This window comes from Paenibacillus sp. GYB003, assembly GCF_036577625.1.
Classification (GTDB): Bacteria; Bacillota; Bacilli; order Paenibacillales; family NBRC-103111; genus Paenibacillus_AB.
On sequence record NZ_JARBDC010000013.1, the window covers coordinates 102,446 to 119,299 of the forward strand.

Here is a 16,854-nt window from a genome sequence, read left to right on the forward strand (position 1 = left end):
TCCTAAACGGTTGCTTCGTAATCGTAAGCGTTCATCTATATGATTGCTCGCCGGACGGAATATTATTCCTGTTTCGCGCTCCGGCGACGGATATCCTTGGCATAGTGCGTTCGTTCGTTTCGATCGTAGGTGCTATTTCTTCTCTAAGGAAACAAGTTCGTCGCTTTTACGATAAGCCCACCTCCCAGCCGGCTAACTTGGAGCCGGATGCCTATTATGTTCTATTACGAATTCGCCGCGAAATGGTTGCAATTTTTTCGGCTGCGGCTTGAATTTGTTCGACGGGCTGCGAAAAGCCGAAGCTGAACCGGACTGCGGAACGCATCCGGTCTTCGGGCAGACGCATCGCCTGAAGCACGTGGGACAATTCCAGGGAGCCGGACGTGCACGCCGATCCGCTTGCGGCGGCGATTCCTTCCAAATCGAGGCTCATAAGCATAGTCTCGGTATCGATGCCGGGGAAGCTGACGTTTAAGATGTGCGGCAAGACGTCGGAGGGATGACCATTCACCGTAAAAGCGGCGGTCCCGATTTCCCGGGTCAAAGCTTGAATCATTAGATCGCGCAGCATCCGGACGTGACGCCGGTTATCGCCCATCGCTTCGATCGCCAGCTCGGCCGCTTTCGCGAAGCCGACGATGCCCGGCACGTTTTCGGTGCCCGCCCGGCGCTTACGCTCCTGGTTGCCGCCGACGAGAAGGGGATCGATCGCGATTCGCTTCGAAACGTACAAAGCTCCGACGCCTTTCGGGCCGTATATTTTGTGGGCGGAAAAGCTCATCAAATCGACGGGAAGCGAACGCAGGCTCAGCGGCTCCAAGCCGAGCGCCTGAACCGCGTCGACGTGAAAGACGATGCCTCTCTCTCTCGCCAGTTCGCCGATCCGCTCGATCGGCTGAATCGTGCCGACCTCGTTGTTGCCGTACATGACGCTGATCAGAAACGTGTCGTCGCGTATCGCCGCCTCTACGTCCTCGATCCGGACGAGGCCCGTTTCGTCCACCGGCAAATACGTAACGTCGCAGCCTTCGCGTTCGAGCCGTTCGCATGCGTGCAGCACGGCATGATGCTCGATCTGCGTCGTGATGAGATGTTTCTTGGAACCTCCGTACTTCGCCGCCGCCCCGAACAGAGCCGCATTGTCGCTCTCCGTACCGCCGCCCGTGAACAGCAGCTCACCGGGCGTGCAGTCGAGCAGCGAGGCCAGCCGGTCGCGAGCGCCGCTCAGGGCGATGCGCGTTTCTCTGCCGAAGGCGTGCAGACTGGACGGATTGCCGAAACGTTCCGTAAAATAAGGAAGCATCGCTTCCAGCACTTCCGGCCGCAGCGGCGTCGTCGCCGCGTGATCGAAATAAATCGCGGTCATCGGAAGCACCCGTTAAATGTAAAACATGTAATTTTCATTTTTGCCTTCGTCCTGATACGTAATCAGGTCCGCCAGCGTAGTCGAATCGAGAACTTCGGCAATACTGTTCTTGATGCGAATCCACAGGTCTCTCTTGGCGGGATCGTCCTCGTCCGTGAAGTCGACCGGACTGATCGGCCCTTCGAGAACGCGGATGATGTCGCCGGACGTAATGTCTTCGGGCTGGCGCGACAGCACGTAGCCGCCGTAAGCGCCCCGGATGCTTTTGACGAGGCCGGCGTTGCGCAGCGGCGCGATCAATTGCTCCAAGTAATGCTCGGAAAGCTGATGCTTCTCGGCGATGCTTTTCAAAGACGTAGGCCCTTCACCGAACTTCGAGGCCAGTTCCATCATGATCGTAAGCCCGTAACGGCCTTTGGTCGATATTTTCAACGTTACACCTCATTCGCAGCTTCGAAAAACGTCGGCCCGGACCGGATCGGCCGATCGTTGAAACTGAATTCCATTTTTGATTCGTTCGTTACTATCTTTGCCAGTTGACCGGCTATGTTTACGTGCCCGCAGGCGGATATTTGGAAAAATATTGAATATTGTTGCAAATATCATTTATATGTTAACATATAAAGTCCGGTTATGGTATCCGTAAACCGTGGCATCTTCATGAAAAGTTTTGAATTTCGATCGTTTTTGTATACAATTCGCTGGAAAAAGCGGTTTTGTTCCGTTTATGGTAAAATAAGTGGACAAGGGTCGCCGTTATATCCGATTTTCGGCCCCATGTAACGTTTGACCGCCGCCGATCCGTTTGCGACGATATGCAAATCCATTATATAGACGAAAGAGGTCAGCATCATGGCTGCGAACAACGCCAATACGCGAGTCGTCGTCGGCATGTCCGGCGGCGTAGATTCGTCCGTCACCGCGCTGCTGCTCAAGCGGCAAGGGTTCGACGTGATCGGCATCTTCATGAAAAACTGGGACGACACCGACGAATTCGGCCATTGCACCGCCGAAGAGGACGCCGAAGACGTGCGCCGGGTTTGCGCCCAGCTCGATATTCCGTTTTATACCGTCAATTTCGAGAAGGAATATTCCGAGAAGGTGTTTCAATATTTTTTGGACGAGTACCGGAAAGGCCGGACGCCGAATCCGGACGTCATGTGCAACCGGGAAATCAAGTTCGGGGAATTTCTGCAAAAGGCGCTCGCGCTCGGCGCCGACTACTTGGCCACGGGCCATTACGCGAGAGTCGAACGCCGAAACGGCGCTTTCGAGCTGCTGCGCGGCGTCGATCCGAATAAGGATCAGACGTATTTCCTGAATGCGCTGAATCAGGAGCAGCTGTCCAAGGCGATGTTCCCGATCGGCCACCTGCCGAAGTCGGAGGTGCGCAAAATCGCCCTCGAAGCCGGACTCGCCACGGCGACCAAAAAAGACAGCACCGGCGTCTGCTTTATCGGCGAACGGAATTTCAAGGAATTTCTCGGCCAATATTTGCCGGCGAAGCCCGGGGACATACGGACGTACGAGGGCGAGCTGAAGGGGCGTCACGACGGCCTTATGTACTACACGCTCGGGCAGCGCCAAGGGCTCGGCATCGGAGGCTCGGGCACCGGGGAGCCGTGGTTCGTCGCCGGCAAAGATTTGGATCGCAACATCCTGTACGTCGTACAGGGCGAAACCGATCCGCGCCTTTATTCTTCCGGCTTGCTGGCGACCGATCTGAACTGGATCGCCCCTGCGCTGCCGGAGGAGCCGCTCGTCTGCACGGCCAAATTCCGCTACCGTCAGCCCGATCAAGGAGTTACGGTCCGATTCATGGGCGAAGGCCGCTGCGAGGTCGTCTTCGACAAGCCGCAAAAAGCGGTGACGCCGGGTCAAGCGGTCGTGTTCTATAACGGGGAAACATGCCTCGGCGGAGCGATCATCGACAAGACGTTTTGAACCGAAAACGCGAACGCCTCCTGACGGCGCCTGGACACCAAGGATCGTTCGCGTTTTTTTCGCGTAAACGGGCTTCCGTAAAGCCGGAAGCGGACGGTCGCGGGTTCAAGGATTGGCGAAGTAGCCGATTCGGCGCGACAATTGCGAAGCGAGGCTTTTGACCGTAATGCCCAATTCGTTCATCTTCTCCGCCGCGACGCCGTACCCGCTGACGCTGATCGCGGCGACGACGTCGCCGTCCTTGTTGCGAATCGGCGCGGCGAAGCAGCGGACGCCGAAGCTGCTCTCTTCGTTGTCGACGGCGAAGCCGACCTGGCGCACTTGCGCCAGCTCCTCGAGAAACGCCTCGAGCGACGCGATCGTATTGTCCGTCATTTTCTCGAACGTACAGTTCGCCATAACGGTTCGCACTTCGTCTTCCGGCAGCCAGGCGGTGAGGCATTTGCCGAGCGCCGTGTTGTACACCGGTCGCCGCTGTCCGACGGCGCCGAACAAATATTTCAGGTGATCGGGCTCGATGTTGACGAGGTACAGCACCGAGTCTTTCTCCAAAATGGCCAGATGCGCCGTAAAGCCGATCCGGTCGACGAGCTCGATCAATATTTTTTTGCCTTCGTCCACCAGGTTGGTCGAATTGGTGAAGACGGAGCCGAGCTCGAACGCCTTCGGGCCGACCATATATTTGTCGGTATTTTTCATCTGCTCGAGGTAGCCGTGGGAAAGCAGCGTCAGCATCAGCCGGTGCACGACGCTTTTGTTCAGCTTCAGCTTGCGGGCCACCTCGCTGACGCCGAGCGGCCGGCGCTCGTCGATAAAGCATTGCAAAATCATCAGCGTCCGGTCCACGGACTGAATCATGAAGTAAGGCGAATCTTTCGTTTTTTTCGTTTGTTCCATCGGAATCGAATCTCCTCGGCTTAACGGTCGTCTATCAAATCCGCGGTCTCTTATCGTGTTACGTTTTATTATACAAACAAAAGCCGCAAAAGAACAGTGCAATCGAAAAGCGCTTTATCGCGTAAAACGGACCGATCCGCGAGTCCGTTCAGACAGGCGGTCGATCCGCTTCGCTTCCGCTAAGGACAACGTTTACTTGTTGTACTTCTTGATAATGTCGTTGAACTTTTTCGAGATGTTGTCGATCGTTTGCTTCGGAGTCGCTTCCTTGATGAACATGCGCTGCATTTCCGGGAACATGGCGGCGCGCATTTCCGGATAGCCTTTAATGCCCCAGCCCGGATCGACGACCGGCCAATCTTTCGCTTTTGTCGTCAGCTTGAACAAAAATTGCAGCTCCGGGTCGTCCTTCGTCCAGCCCGGCGCGTTGCCGAACGGGTTGAACGCCTTCGTCGCCTCCGAATAGATTTGGTTTTGCGTTTGCGACCAGTACAAAAACTTTTTCGCCCATTTTTCTTTCAAGGCGTCTTTGTTTTTGAATACGACGCCGAAGCCGAATTCCATTTTGAGCGCCGACCGGCCTTTCGTCGGAGACGGATAGTTGACGTACATATACTCGTGCGGTCCTGTGACGGAGCCGTCCTTCAGCCCGTTTTTGACCAAATCCGCATGCGACGTTCCCGCCACGATCATGCCGTTTTTGCGCTGCTTCCAGTAATCGAGCGCGTTGACGGCGGAGATCGTCTCCGGATGCGGATGGACGAGCCCTTCGGCGGCGAGCGAATTGTAGAATGCCAGCGCTTGCTCGGCGGCCGGGCTGTCGCCCGCCGTATATTTGGAATAATCGTCGTTGAACAGTTTCGCCCCGAAAGCGACCATCGTATTGTTGTACAGCTGGTCGCCCTGTTCGTTCAGCGCGAACAAGGTCATGCCGTAGACGCCCTTGTCTTTGTTTGCAACCGCCTTCAGCGCGGCCTTGAATTCGTCCGGCGTCCACGTACGGTACTCGTCCTTCGGCAGCAAATGTTCTGCGCCGGCTTCCTTCCACAGCGATTTGTTCAAAATAAGCGCCGAGACGGTAGCCGAGTACGGCATCGTGACGATATTGCCGCCTACGGATACCATTTTCATGACGTCCGGATTTTTTTTGATCTGCTCCAAATCCGGGGCCGGGATGACGTCGTTCAGCGTTGCGAGCGCTCCCATCTGCGCGTAGGCGAGCGTACGGACCGGCGTATCGAACAGCAGGTTCGGCGCCGTGCCGGAAGCGATCGCCGTCGTAATTTTTTCGTTGATGCCGTCGAACGGAATGATTTCGACGTTAATCTTGATGTTCGGATACAGCTTGTTCCATTCGGGCACCAAATCTTCCTTGACCCATTCTCCCGGCTTTTGCCCCGCTTTGAGCGTGCCGGTTTGCGTCATCCACAGCGTCAGCTCCGCCTTCTCGTCCTTCTCGCTCACCGTCTGCCCTTGTCCGCTGGGTGCCGGCTCCTTGCCGTCCGTCGCCGAGCCGCTTCCCGAACCGGAGCCGCATCCGTACGCGAATACGGACATCGCGAGCGCGAGCGGCAGGACGAGCGAGCGCTTCCAATGAAACCCGTTCCGCATGCCGCTTTTCATCCTGATTGTCATCCGCAAACCCCTTCCTGTGTATTCGTCGTTTCCCTATTGCGCCGTTTCGCTGCAAGGTGCTTCGGGAACTGATGCCAAAGTACCACGACATGGCTGCGGCCAGGTAGGTGAAATTCGTAAGGTTTCGGTTGAATCGGTCGGAACGGTCCCCGATCCGACGAAATGAACCGAAAGCCGTGCATATCGACCGGCGGTTCAGTCGACCGGCTCGCCTCGCAGCAGCACGCGTTCGACCTCGATCGACTCGTTCACGACGACGAGGTTGGCCAGCTTGCCTTTTTCGAGGCTTCCCATTTCGCGGTCCAGGTTCAGCGCTTTGGCCGGGTTCAGCGAAGCCATCGCGAAGGCGTCGACGATGCCGACGCCGGCGTGCCGCATCATGTTGCGGACGGCCCGATCCATCGTCAGCTTGCTGCCGGACAAGCCGACTCCTTCGATAAACCGCACGTCTTCGTACGGGTCGCCGGGAACGGCGGGCAGCCCGGCTTCGTCGATCGCGTCGGTTATAATAATGACTTTGTCCGTCCCTTTCGTCTTGTGGATCAGCCTGCACATCAGCGGCCGAACGTGGATGCCGAGCGCGTCCGGAATCACTTCCGCGTAAATGTCGTCGTGGACGAGCACCGCTTCGTCGACGCCGACCTCCCTCGTTCCGCCGTATCGCGAAGGCGACGGCGTCGTTCCCGAGGCGTTCGTGCAGTGGCAGCCGATCCGCAGACCCTGTCGGACGAACGAAAAAATCGTCTCCGCGTCGGCTTCGGAATGGCCGACGGACAAGGCGATGCCGTACTTGGAGACGGCTTCGGCGAATTCGGCTTGTCCCGGCAGCTCCGGGGCGAACGTCCATACTTTGATAAAATCGCCGGCGAGCGCGAGCAGCTCCCCGTATTCGTCGGGGTCGACCGGCCGGATGGGCGATGTGACCGCGCCGTATTTTCCGTTGATGAAGGGACCTTCCATATGGATGCCGAGCATCGCCGGGCCGTACGGTCCGTCTCGCGCCTCCAAAACGGTCCGCACCCCGGCCAGCATCTCCTCGCGGCTCTGATTGTAGACGAGCGTCGGCAAAATGCCCGTCGTTCCGTGCCGGAGATGGGCGAGCGCGAACGCGTTCGGCTCTTCCCACGACCAGTGGCCGCCGCCGCCGTGGCAATGGATGTCGATAAAGCCCGGACCGACGTATCGGCCCCCGGCGTCGATGATCGCCGCGCCTTCGGGAATCGCCACCGTCCGCTTCGGCCCGCAGTCGGCGATTCGTTCGCCCTCGATCACGACGATGCCGTCGTCCACGATCGCGCGCGGGGTAATCAGCTTCGCGTTTACTATCGCTTGAAACCGGCTTTCGCTCATCCGGCGTACCTCCTCGATTCGTAATTCAGTGAAACGATACGGAGACTTAACCTTTCAACGCCCCGAACGTAATGCCTTGCGTGAAAAAGCGCTGAAACAGCAAAAAGACGAGAAGCACGGGCAACGTGGCGCACAGCGCGCCGGCCATCGCCACGCCGTAATTGATGTCGACCTCCTGCACCTGCCGGGCGATTTTCACCCCGACGGGCAGCGTATACGTCAACTTGTCCTTCAGCATGACGACCTGCCAGACGTAATCGTTCCACGAATTGACGAACGTGAATATGCCGAGAACGGCGATGCCCGGCTTGGCCAGCGGCAGCATGATCCGGAAAAACGTCTGCCATTCGCCGCAGCCGTCGATTTTGGCAGCTTCGATGAGCGCCCCCGGCAGCGTCGACATGAACTGCCTCAGCAAAAACACCCCGAACGGCCAGCCGACGAGCGGCAGCAGCACGCCCCACAGCGTATTGTTCAAGCCCAGCTTGTTCATCATCTGGAACAGCGGAATAAGCAGCACCGTATGCGGAATCGACATCGACGCGATCATCAGCGCGAACAGCGGCCGCGACCCTTTGAACGGCACTTTGGCGAACGCGTAAGCCGCCAGCGAGCTGACCGCGATGACGAGCACGGTCGCCGTGACCGAAATGAACATGCTGTTGTACAGCCAGCGGAACAGCGGAAAATCGAAGGCGAGAATGCGGAAGTTTTCCAGCGTCGGCTGCCGCGGAAACCATTCCGGCGGAATTTGCAGCGCGACCTTGAGCTGCTTGAACGATCCGGTCAGCATCCAGTAAATCGGCCACAGAAAAAAGAGCGTCCCCGCCCATAACGCGACGTTTCCGACGATCGTCGGTATTTTTTTCAGCATGCGCCCGTCCCCCTCAATATTCCACGTCGGATTTCAGCAGCTTGAACTGAAGGAACGCGATCGTGCAAATGAGCAGGCACAGCAGCATCCCCATGGCGTTCGCGATGCCGAAATTCATGTTGATGAACGCTTCCCGGTAAATGAGCATCAAAATCGTCGTCGTTTTGTACGCCGGTCCTCCCCCGGTCATGAGCAAAATGATCGCGAACACCTGAAACGCGCCGATCGTCGAAGTAACGACGACGTACAATATCGACGGCTTCAGCATCGGAAGCGTGATGCTCCAAAACTGCCGGACGGGCGCGGCTCCGTCCAAAGACGCCGATTCGTACAAATCGCGGGGAATGCCGCCGAGCGCCGCGGAGAAGACGACGAGCGAAGCGCCGAGCGAGATCGTGACCAGGATGAGCGACAGCGACGAATAGGCGAGACCGGTGCCGAGAAAATTGACGGGCTGCAGCCCGAGCGTTTTCAGCAAATAGTTGCCGAGCCCGAACTGGTTGTTGTACATGTACTCCCATACCATCGCCAGACTGACGATCGACGTGACGCCCGGAATGTAAAAGGCGGCCTTGAAAAACGACTGCATGCTGCGCGGATACCGGTGTATGACGGCCGCAAGCAGCAGCGCGATTACCGTAATCGACGGCACGAGATACAGGACGAAGACGAGGGTGTTCCATACCGCCTTCCAAAACAGCGAATCGCCCAGCAGCTGCTTGTAATTGTCCAGTCCCGCGAACGTATAGCCGGCGTAATCGAACGCGTACAGGCTGCTCCAGACCGACGACAAAATCGGATATACGACAAATGCGACGAAAAATAGCAGCATCGGCAAAACGAACAGCCAGCCGCTCAGTTCGCGCCGAAGCTTCAAGCTCCATTGTTTTTCCATGTTCGCCCTCCCGTTTGGCAATCGCTTGCGACGAACGTCCGTCGCCTTATCAACGTAGCATGCCGGCCGGAAGGGCGGTAGGTGAAAATCGTCAGAAATGAGTGGGATTCCTCATATCGGGCGGCCGGGAGGGCGGATTGGACCGTCGCCGCAAACGGCGCCGTCAATCGGCCGTTTCGCCGGCGCCGAAAGGCAGTCGTTCGGACGTGAACGGCGAGCGGACCGTCCGGTCGTCGCCGCGGCCGCCGCTTTTGCGGAATTGCGAGGGCGTCAGTCCGGTATTGTCCTTGAACCAGACGCCGAAGTAGTGGGGATCGCCGAAGCCGGTTTTTTCGGCCACCTCTTTGATTTTGAGCGGCGTTTCGATCAGCAGCCGCTGCGCGTGCTCCATGCGTAAACCGCTTACATATTCGGCGAAGCCGATTCCGACTTCTTTTTTGAACAGCTGGCTGAAATAGTTCGTATTCAAGCCGAGCTGCCGCGCCGCGTAATCGACGCCGAGATTCGGGTTGTCGTACTGCTCCCGGATCGTTTGCACCGCCTTGGCGATATGGGGGCTCAGCACGACCCGATTGCGGACGAGCGGCGCGAGCCGCTTGCGCAGCAGGGCGATCCAATCGCGCCCGTTTTTCTCGAACGGCTCGAGCGACAGCCTGCTGTTCAATTTTCCGAGCCAATCCGCGTCCAAGCCGTCCTCGCCGAATCGGATGAGCTGCTTGTTCAGATGATTGTACAGCGATGCGAGGAACGTATGCATGACATGCGGGGCGATCGGCTTCGTTCGCGTTTCGGCGATCAGTTCCTCCATCACGTTCGCGCACATGTCGAAATCGGCTTCGTCCATATAGTACATCATCCGCTTCTCGTACGATTCCGGATATTGCCGCTCCCACGAACCGCCGGTGAAACAGACGAGCGGCTCGTCGTCCATCCGTTCGCCGACCCGGTATTTGAGCAGCGTCTTCGCTTCCTCGAACGAATTTTTGACGAAATGGATGTCGTCGTAGCTGTTCCCGACGAAGGCGTACGAGGCGACGCCCCGCTCGTCGCGCAGCCCGTCCGTCAGCGTCTCCAGCAGAGCGAGCGCCTCCTCCTGGGGACGGTTGAAAATCAGGCAAAACTGGTTCGCCGCCAGCGTATCCGTTATGACGCCTCCCGCAAGCTCCAGCTCGCGAACGGCCGTTTCGGCCGCCCTCAGCCCGCTTTCATCCGTCTCGTCCCGCACGTAAAGCAGGACGACCTGGAACGCCGGTCCGTCGAAACGAATGCCGAGCTTGCGCTCGTACTCGCGCTGCTCCTCCTCGCCGACGCCGCCCTCGAGCAGCAGGCGGATCCATTTTTCGCGAATGAGCGGAATCCCTTCCTGCAGCTTGTCGAGCATCAAATTGAACGCATGTCCGAGGGTGCCGAGCTCATCCTGGTGCCGCACGTGGAACCGGCCGGTCAGCTTGCCGCGCTCGACTTCCCGGACGAGCTTCACCATCCGGCGCAGCGGCGTCGTAATCGTCCGCAGCAGGAAGCCGGAGACGACCGTCATGAGCAAAATGGATACGAACAGGAAAAACAGCCACAGCGAATTGACCTCGTTCAGCTCTTTGAGCACGATGCGCCGCGGCACCGAATGCACGAACGTCCAGCCGGTCAGCTCCTGCTTGACGTAGGCGACCATATAGGGCTCGCCGTTCCGCTGGACGAGCGTGTGGCCTTTGCTGCCGGTCAAGGCGGATACGTCGACGGGGGAACCGGCCCCGATCCCGACCCCGGACGTGTAGGCGATTCCCGCCGAATCGACGATGCTGTTCGTCCCTTCTCCGAGGCCGACGGTCGACAGAAAGCCGTCGAACACGCCCGGCGAAATCGAGACGACGAGATGGCCGAGCAGCGACAAGTCGGTCTTGTCGTACATGGCGCTGAACATCATGATCGACGCTTTCCGCTCGCTCCACTTGACGAACGACCAATAGGTAGAGCCGTCCGATATGCCGAGCCGGTCGTACCAGCCCTGCTTCGCGAACTCCTCGCCCGTCAGGAAGGACGGCATGTTCGCGTCCAGAACGCTGATGTTGAACACGTTTTGATGCCGGTCGATCAAATAGATCGCGTCGATGCCGTACACATTGTCCCACATCCGGTGAAGCTGGTCGTACACCTCGTTGTACGCGCGAATGCGCTCCTCGCCGGTCAGCCGGGATATGTCGCCGGCGAATCGTTTCTGGATGTCCGGGCTGTACAGCAGTCCTTGCGCCGACTTTTGAATGTTTTGGAAATAATGGTCGATGCTGCTCGTATAATAGCCGATCTGCTGCACCATGACGTTTCCTTCCCGCCCCGCGATGAGCATCTTGATCTGGGTCGACGACAGGACGGCGAACGTGCTCAACGTCAGCAGCGAGACGATGGCGACGGAAATCCACATTTTTTTCGCGAGCGTCAAATCGTGAAAACGGCGAATCGGGTTGCGAGACGCGTTCATCGGGCATTCCCCCTCTCGGTTCGTTCGCTGAGCCTACTGCTTGGAGGAAGCGCCCGGATTCGCCGGAATCGGCCCTTCCTTATTTCCACCTGCTCGGGGTCACGATCGTCTCCGGCACGTCGCGGAACGCGGTCCGCAGCTCCTCCCGCATCGTCTCCGGAATCGGCGGTCCTTCCGCGAGCGCGATGTTGTCCCGCACCTGCTCCTTCGTCTCCGCGCCGATGACGAGGCTGTCGACGCCTTCCAGGTCGCGGACGAACGAGACGGCGAGCTGGGCGAGCGGAACCGCGTACGAATCCGCGATGCGGCGCAGCCTGTTCAGAAGCCCGGCCGCCGACGCCAGCTTGGGCGGAAGCTCCTCGTCGCTCATGTACAGCAATCCTTGCAAAAAGACGCTGCGGACGAACACGGTCGTTCCCCGTCTCGCCAGCATGTCGAGACAGCCGTTGTTCAGCGGCCGGTGGTCGAGCACGTTCAGCGGAATTTGCACCGCCTCGTACGTGTCGTCCTGCAAATACGGCCACAATATCCGGTATTCGTCCGGAACGTTATGCGAAACCGAGATGCCCGCTCGCCCGATCAGCCCTTCCTTCAGCAGCGATCGAAACGCGTCGGTGACGTGCGGACCGAACGCCTCCATCACGTCCGTATTGTGCAGCATCAAAATCGGAATTTTCGTCATCCGCAGCCGCTCCAGCGACCCTTCGACGCATTCCCGCATTTGCCGCTCGATCCGTTCGCGGCTTGCGCCCGGCTCCGGCTTCAGATGTACTTTCGTCGTAATGATCGGGCTTGCGGGACCGGCGCCCTGAAAAAAACGCCCCAATATCGATTCGGATTGCCCGTATGCGGCCGCCGTGTCGAACGACGCGATCCCGCCTTCCACGGCGAGCCGCAGCAGCTCGAAGCTGCTCTCCTCCGACGGCATGCCGGACCGGTTATGGATGCCGTACGGCATGCCGAGCTGGACCGTGCCGAGCGTCAGTTTGGACGGAACGGCGGTGCCGTCTTGATGATGCGTTTGCATATGCATTCTCCTTTTACCAGGCCGTCCAGCCGCCGTCGACGACGATATTCGAGCCTGTCATGTAGCTGGACGCATCGGATGCGAGAAAAACGACCGCGCCGGCGATTTCTTCCGCTTTGCCGGGCCTGCCGAGCATCGTTTTTCGACCCAGCTTTTCCAGAAACGGTTCGTTTTGCTGCGTATGCGGATTCGGAAACGGCCCCGGCGTCACGCTGTTGACGCGAATCCGCTTCGCCGCCAAATGAGCCGCGCAGTAGCGGGTCAGTTGAAGGACGGCGGCTTTGCCGGCGCCGTAATTGGCCGGGTTGTTCGCGCCGCTGTCTCCGTATATGGACGGATCGGGCGAAACGATGCCGTACATGGAAGCGAAGTTGACGATGCTGCCGCCGCCCGCCGCCTCCAAATAAGGCACCGCTTCCCTTGTGCACCGGAAAACGGTGCCGACCGCTCCGTCCAGCCCTTTGTGCCAGTCTTCGTCGCTCATCCGCTCGACGGTGCCGAGCGGCCCGTAACCGGCCCCATACGTGGCGCAGTTGACCAAAATATGGATATCGCCGAACGCGGCGGCCGCTTCCTGCAGCATGCGGCGGATCGAGCCGGTGTCGGATACGTCGCAGGCGATCGCGAGCATGCGCTCGCTGTCGTACTGCCGGACGTTCAGGTCGGCGACGACCACGTTCGCGCCGAAATCGGCCATCGCGCGCGCGGCGGCGCCGCCCAAATATCCGTTGCCGCCGGTAATGACGGCGGTTTTATGCTGTAAGCCGAACATGTTCGCAAACATGGGCACAAGCCTCCTCGCTGCTTTATTTCGCCGTATAGCCGCCGTCCACCGCCAAGTTCGCTCCCGTGACATAAGCGGAGGCGTCGGAGGCGAGAAAGACGATGCTGCCCATCAGATCGGTGTCGCCGGCCATTCGTCCGAGCATCGTGCGCTCGGAATACCGTTCGATAAACGCCGGCGGCGTCCGATGCGACGCGAGTCCGCCCGGACTTACGCAGTTGCAGCGGACGTTTTTCGGGCCGTAGTAGCTGGCGACGAAGCGGGTGAAGTTGAGCATGCCGCCTTTATGGAAAAAGTAGTCCGGCACGAAGCCGTGAAAGCCCATATCTTTGTAAAGCGCCCCGTCGGCGCCGACCATGCCCTGGATCGAGCCGACGTTGATGATCGAGCCGCCGCCCCGCTCCGCCATGATGTCCCCGAACGCGCGCGTCACGGCGAACAAGCCCGTGGCGTTAATGCGCATGCTCCGGTCGAACGTCTCCAGCGGGTCGTTCCAGGAGCTCATCGTCCGGGCGACCGCGTTGTTGACGAGAATGTCGATCCGTCCGTGCTCGGCCATGATCCGGTCGCGCAGCTCGTCGACCGACTCCTCCCGCTCCTGGTCGAAGCGGAGCGCGGTAACGGCGACGCCTTCGTCCGCGAAGCTGCGCTCCAGCTCCGCCAGCTTCTCGCCGCTGCGCGTCGTCATATGGGTCTCGGCGCCGGCCTGGGCGAGGGCGATCGCGATTTGCCGGCCGTACAGGCCGGCCCCGCCGGTGACGAGCGCCACCTTGCCTTGCAGCGAAAACGATTCCATGACGTTGCGGATCATGGCGACACCTCTTCCTTCCGGTCCGCATACACGCCATTTATGCGCGCCGCGTCCCGTTTATGCAGCTCGCCGACGATGCCGCGGAAATATTGGGTCAGCCCTACGACGTCCGCTCCGACGCTGATGAACCGGTAGCCCATGGCGATCAGCTCTTCCGCGTTGCCGGTCGACCCTACGGTGCCGGCGTATTTGCCGTGCTTCACGGCAAGCTCCGCGATCCGTCTGCGCGTCTCGGCGATCAGCGGATGGTCCATCCGGCCGGGGGCGCCGATCGACTGGCTGAAGTCGCCGGGGCCGAAGAAGATCATGTCCATTCCGGGCAGGGCGATAATTTGCTCCAGCTCGTCGAGCGGTTCGACGTCCTCGATTTGCAAAATGTTGAACCGCTCCGCGTTCGCCTGCGCCAAGTAATCGGCCATCTCGATGCCGCAGTAGGCGCCGTCGGCGTTGCCGCCGTCGACCGGTCTCATGCCGAGCGGGTAAAACTTCGTGCCGCGGATGACGGTTTTGGCGTCGGCCGCGTTCATAATGTGCGGGATCATGACGGCCGTCGCATCCATCTCGAGCGGCCGCACCAAATCGCTGTAGCTGCCGCGGGCGACGCGGACGACCGTGTCGACGCCGTGCGCCTTGGCCGCGAGAATTTGCTTCTCGACGGCGGACCAGTCGTTCGGCACGTGCTCCATGTCGGTCCAGATGCAGTCGAACCCGCTCATCGCCGCGATTTCGGCCGCGCGGGCGTCTCCCAAATTCAACTTCGTCACATAGGCGACTTCGCCCTTTCTCAGCTTGCGCAGCACCCGGCTCGGGCGCATCGCGTACGTCTCCGACAAGTTGTCGTCCTCCCTTATGTTGGTTGTGAAGCGGTTTTCGGCTTTGCGCGTTCGGCTCGGCGCGGCTTGGGGCGGCGGGGGAGGCGCGCGGGGCCGGTCGATGCGGCGGCGATAGCGTTATTTCGAACACTATATCGCCCGTGACGCGCCGTCCTGCGCCCGAATAGCGCTCTTTCGAGCACTATTCCCCCGGTCGTTCGCCGGCTCGCGCTATTCGCCGCCAGACGCGAGCGCCGGAGCGATCTCGCACAGCGCGACTTCCCGGCCGCCTTCTTCGCGGCTGCGGATGCCGGCGATGACCAGCTTCATCAGTTCGACCGTCTCCTCCCACGGAAAAGGCCGCTCGCCGGTGCGCAAATAATCGATGAAGGCTTGCAGCTGCGCTTTAAACGAATAGAACGTATCCTGATTTTGAACGAAAGCGTGGCCGGCCGTGCCGCACAGCTGAAGCAGGCCGAACGCGCCGTACATGTCGGACGAGGCGGCCGCGACGATGTCCGCGCCCGAGCGATGCTTCAAATGCACGACGTTCCGCTCCGCGCTTCCCGTATTGCGTACGGAAACGAAGCCGGGGCCGAATATCGGGTAAATACTTTCCAGCGCATGTATGCCGTACCGCTCCCACGACTTCGGGGTCGTAATCGACGCGAAACGAATCTCGCCCAGGCTTGACGTCGAAATCCGATACGGCATGAACTCCTTGCTGTAGCGCATGCAGCTGGAGGACATAATCGCTTTGCCCTGCTGCACCCAATCGGCGAATACGAGCAGATCCGCCTCGTTGTCGACGAGAGGCTTGTCGACGAAGACGGGAATGCCCGCCTCCACGAACGGACGGCACCGCTCGACATGCTCGTGGCCTTTGTCGGTCGCGATGACGACCGCGTCCACCTCGCCGATTACGTCCTCGGGCCGGGCAACGACGTTCGGCACGAGCGACGCGCGGGATACCCGGATCGCATCGTCGGGATCGTCGGTCCAAATATGCGTCACGCTCGCTCCCCGGATTCCGAACTTATCCGCCGGCTCCTTGTTCAAATAAGCCGGAATGGCCGCATACGGACAAAGCTTCATCGCTTCGGGATCGTAGCCGTTAAATATGGCGCTCCACGAATACGGATGACCGTTGCCGTCCACCATGCCAAGCATGGCAAGACGGATGGCGCCTTGCTTTACCAAAGGATTTCCCTTGCGTGTACCGTCTGTTCCCAGCTCTGTCATGCCGGTTTCCCATCTCCCGCACAAATATTGTCTCTTATTATGAGACATTGTATCTTATAATTACGCTTTCATTATATATGAGTTTGCCGGTGCTGTAAATCTTCAATTCATCTTCCTTCGGCTAAAAAACGGCACGGACAGCGGCTGCCGGCCTGCTCGCGGCCGGGTCGGTTCCGGGTTCATCTACGCCAATTCCAATAAGAAATAAAGAACCACAAGCGAAGGGTGTCGCCTGTGGTCATCAATTTTCATGCCGCTCTTCTCAAACACTTTCGATTGTATGTTCGGGATGCCCAAGAAATCGCTTCGTTACAACCATTAACCCGAAACTCTTTCTCTATTTCCAACGCCACCGCCGACCGTAATTTGATAGCCGTTAGGATCCCGAAATGTAAACTCGCTCCAATGCTCCGTATAGTGCGGTTCTCGAACGATCGTTATGTTTTTTTCCGTCATTTCTTGAGCCAGCAAATCTACTGCATTGGAGTACCAATATACGTCGAAATATTGCTCCTCGTAACAGGAGCTGATCGGCTTCACCTCATCTTCCCGCGCGGCTTCGACAAGAATGAACGTTAAATGGTCCCTGGATACATGATGGTGCTTGACTTTGGAACCAATCACTTCATGGGTAAAGCCGATTCCGGAATAAAATTGAACGGTTTGCTCCAAATTCTTCGCTAACAAGACCAAAGAAGCTCCTTCGATGGCGACTTTTGGCGCAGTATTTTCCATGTTTTCGTT

15 protein-coding genes are annotated in these 16,854 nt (G+C 58.9%); 1 reads left to right on the forward strand and 14 read right to left on the reverse strand.

Going from position 1 to position 16,854, the window contains the following annotated elements; all coding sequences use genetic code 11:
- Positions 1 to 214: 214 nt before the first annotated feature.
- Positions 215 to 1,366, reverse strand: coding sequence for a cysteine desulfurase family protein (locus tag PV407_RS08010; RefSeq protein WP_332089387.1), 1,152 nt, complete (start codon positions 1,364 to 1,366; stop codon positions 215 to 217).
- 12 nt (positions 1,367 to 1,378) lie between these two features.
- A complete protein-coding gene (cymR, locus tag PV407_RS08015; RefSeq protein ID WP_332089388.1) occupies positions 1,379 to 1,798 on the reverse strand; it encodes a cysteine metabolism transcriptional regulator CymR in 420 nt (139 codons plus the stop codon).
- Between the two features lie 420 nt (positions 1,799 to 2,218).
- Between cymR and mnmA the strand changes: the two genes are divergently transcribed.
- Positions 2,219 to 3,310 carry a tRNA 2-thiouridine(34) synthase MnmA gene (gene mnmA / locus PV407_RS08020; RefSeq protein WP_332089389.1) on the forward strand — a complete coding sequence of 364 codons (1,092 nt, stop codon included), beginning with the start codon at positions 2,219 to 2,221 and terminating at the stop codon, positions 3,308 to 3,310.
- A gap of 105 nt (positions 3,311 to 3,415) precedes the next feature.
- Here mnmA and PV407_RS08025 read toward each other — a convergent pair whose 3' ends face one another.
- The 12 genes from PV407_RS08025 to PV407_RS08080 all read right to left on the reverse strand — a co-directional run bounded on the left by PV407_RS08025 (position 3,416) and on the right by PV407_RS08080 (position 16,845).
- Positions 3,416 to 4,207: an IclR family transcriptional regulator gene (locus PV407_RS08025; RefSeq protein ID WP_332089390.1), complete on the reverse strand. Its 792-nt coding sequence runs from the start codon at positions 4,205 to 4,207 to the stop codon at positions 3,416 to 3,418.
- Positions 4,208 to 4,399: 192 nt separating this feature from the next.
- Complete coding sequence (locus tag PV407_RS08030; protein WP_332089391.1) at positions 4,400 to 5,842, reverse strand: ABC transporter substrate-binding protein; 1,443 nt, start codon at positions 5,840 to 5,842, stop codon at positions 4,400 to 4,402.
- Positions 5,843 to 6,037: 195 nt separating this feature from the next.
- Positions 6,038 to 7,192 (reverse strand): N-acetylglucosamine-6-phosphate deacetylase, encoded by a 1,155-nt coding sequence (locus PV407_RS08035; protein WP_332089392.1) that lies wholly within the window; start codon positions 7,190 to 7,192, stop codon positions 6,038 to 6,040.
- Positions 7,193 to 7,238: 46 nt separating this feature from the next.
- Complete coding sequence (locus PV407_RS08040; RefSeq protein ID WP_332089393.1) at positions 7,239 to 8,066, reverse strand: carbohydrate ABC transporter permease; 828 nt, start codon at positions 8,064 to 8,066, stop codon at positions 7,239 to 7,241.
- Positions 8,067 to 8,079: 13 nt separating this feature from the next.
- A complete protein-coding gene (locus tag PV407_RS08045; RefSeq protein WP_332089394.1) occupies positions 8,080 to 8,961 on the reverse strand; it encodes a carbohydrate ABC transporter permease in 882 nt (293 codons plus the stop codon).
- Between the two features lie 163 nt (positions 8,962 to 9,124).
- Positions 9,125 to 11,434, reverse strand: coding sequence for a helix-turn-helix domain-containing protein (locus tag PV407_RS08050; protein ID WP_332089395.1), 2,310 nt, complete (start codon positions 11,432 to 11,434; stop codon positions 9,125 to 9,127).
- Positions 11,435 to 11,513: 79 nt separating this feature from the next.
- The gene (locus PV407_RS08055; RefSeq protein ID WP_332089396.1) at positions 11,514 to 12,461 is read right to left on the reverse strand and encodes an aldo/keto reductase; all 948 of its coding nucleotides are present in this window, start codon (positions 12,459 to 12,461) and stop codon (positions 11,514 to 11,516) included.
- A gap of 13 nt (positions 12,462 to 12,474) precedes the next feature.
- Complete coding sequence (locus PV407_RS08060; RefSeq protein ID WP_332089397.1) at positions 12,475 to 13,245, reverse strand: SDR family oxidoreductase; 771 nt, start codon at positions 13,243 to 13,245, stop codon at positions 12,475 to 12,477.
- 22 nt (positions 13,246 to 13,267) lie between these two features.
- On the reverse strand, positions 13,268 to 14,056 hold the full coding sequence (locus PV407_RS08065; RefSeq protein ID WP_332089398.1) for an SDR family NAD(P)-dependent oxidoreductase: 789 nt from the start codon (positions 14,054 to 14,056) through the stop codon (positions 13,268 to 13,270).
- Positions 14,053 to 14,889 carry an HpcH/HpaI aldolase family protein gene (locus PV407_RS08070; RefSeq protein ID WP_332089399.1) on the reverse strand — a complete coding sequence of 279 codons (837 nt, stop codon included), beginning with the start codon at positions 14,887 to 14,889 and terminating at the stop codon, positions 14,053 to 14,055. The genes PV407_RS08065 and PV407_RS08070 overlap by 4 nt, the downstream gene beginning before the upstream one ends.
- Positions 14,890 to 15,099: 210 nt before the next feature.
- Entirely contained in the window at positions 15,100 to 16,068 is a 969-nt protein-coding gene (locus tag PV407_RS08075) for a Gfo/Idh/MocA family oxidoreductase (protein WP_332089400.1), read from the reverse strand.
- A gap of 360 nt (positions 16,069 to 16,428) precedes the next feature.
- Positions 16,429 to 16,845, reverse strand: a complete 417-nt coding sequence (locus PV407_RS08080; RefSeq protein WP_332089401.1) for a VOC family protein — start codon at positions 16,843 to 16,845, stop codon at positions 16,429 to 16,431.
- Positions 16,846 to 16,854: the final 9 nt, after the last annotated feature.

Coding starts and splice junctions, on each gene's coding strand:
- PV407_RS08010 (WP_332089387.1), bottom strand. CDS start 1,366: ATGACCGCGATTTATTTCGATCACGCGGCGACGACGCCGCTGCGGCCG.
- mnmA (WP_332089389.1), top strand. CDS start 2,219: ATGGCTGCGAACAACGCCAATACGCGAGTCGTCGTCGGCATGTCCGGC.
- PV407_RS08025 (WP_332089390.1), bottom strand. CDS start 4,207: ATGGAACAAACGAAAAAAACGAAAGATTCGCCTTACTTCATGATTCAG.
- PV407_RS08030 (WP_332089391.1), bottom strand. CDS start 5,842: ATGACAATCAGGATGAAAAGCGGCATGCGGAACGGGTTTCATTGGAAG.
- PV407_RS08035 (WP_332089392.1), bottom strand. CDS start 7,192: ATGAGCGAAAGCCGGTTTCAAGCGATAGTAAACGCGAAGCTGATTACC.
- PV407_RS08040 (WP_332089393.1), bottom strand. CDS start 8,066: ATGCTGAAAAAAATACCGACGATCGTCGGAAACGTCGCGTTATGGGCG.
- PV407_RS08045 (WP_332089394.1), bottom strand. CDS start 8,961: ATGGAAAAACAATGGAGCTTGAAGCTTCGGCGCGAACTGAGCGGCTGG.
- PV407_RS08050 (WP_332089395.1), bottom strand. CDS start 11,434: ATGAACGCGTCTCGCAACCCGATTCGCCGTTTTCACGATTTGACGCTC.
- PV407_RS08055 (WP_332089396.1), bottom strand. CDS start 12,461: ATGCAAACGCATCATCAAGACGGCACCGCCGTTCCGTCCAAACTGACG.
- PV407_RS08060 (WP_332089397.1), bottom strand. CDS start 13,245: ATGTTTGCGAACATGTTCGGCTTACAGCATAAAACCGCCGTCATTACC.
- PV407_RS08065 (WP_332089398.1), bottom strand. CDS start 14,056: ATGATCCGCAACGTCATGGAATCGTTTTCGCTGCAAGGCAAGGTGGCG.
- PV407_RS08080 (WP_332089401.1), bottom strand. CDS start 16,845: ATGGAAAATACTGCGCCAAAAGTCGCCATCGAAGGAGCTTCTTTGGTC.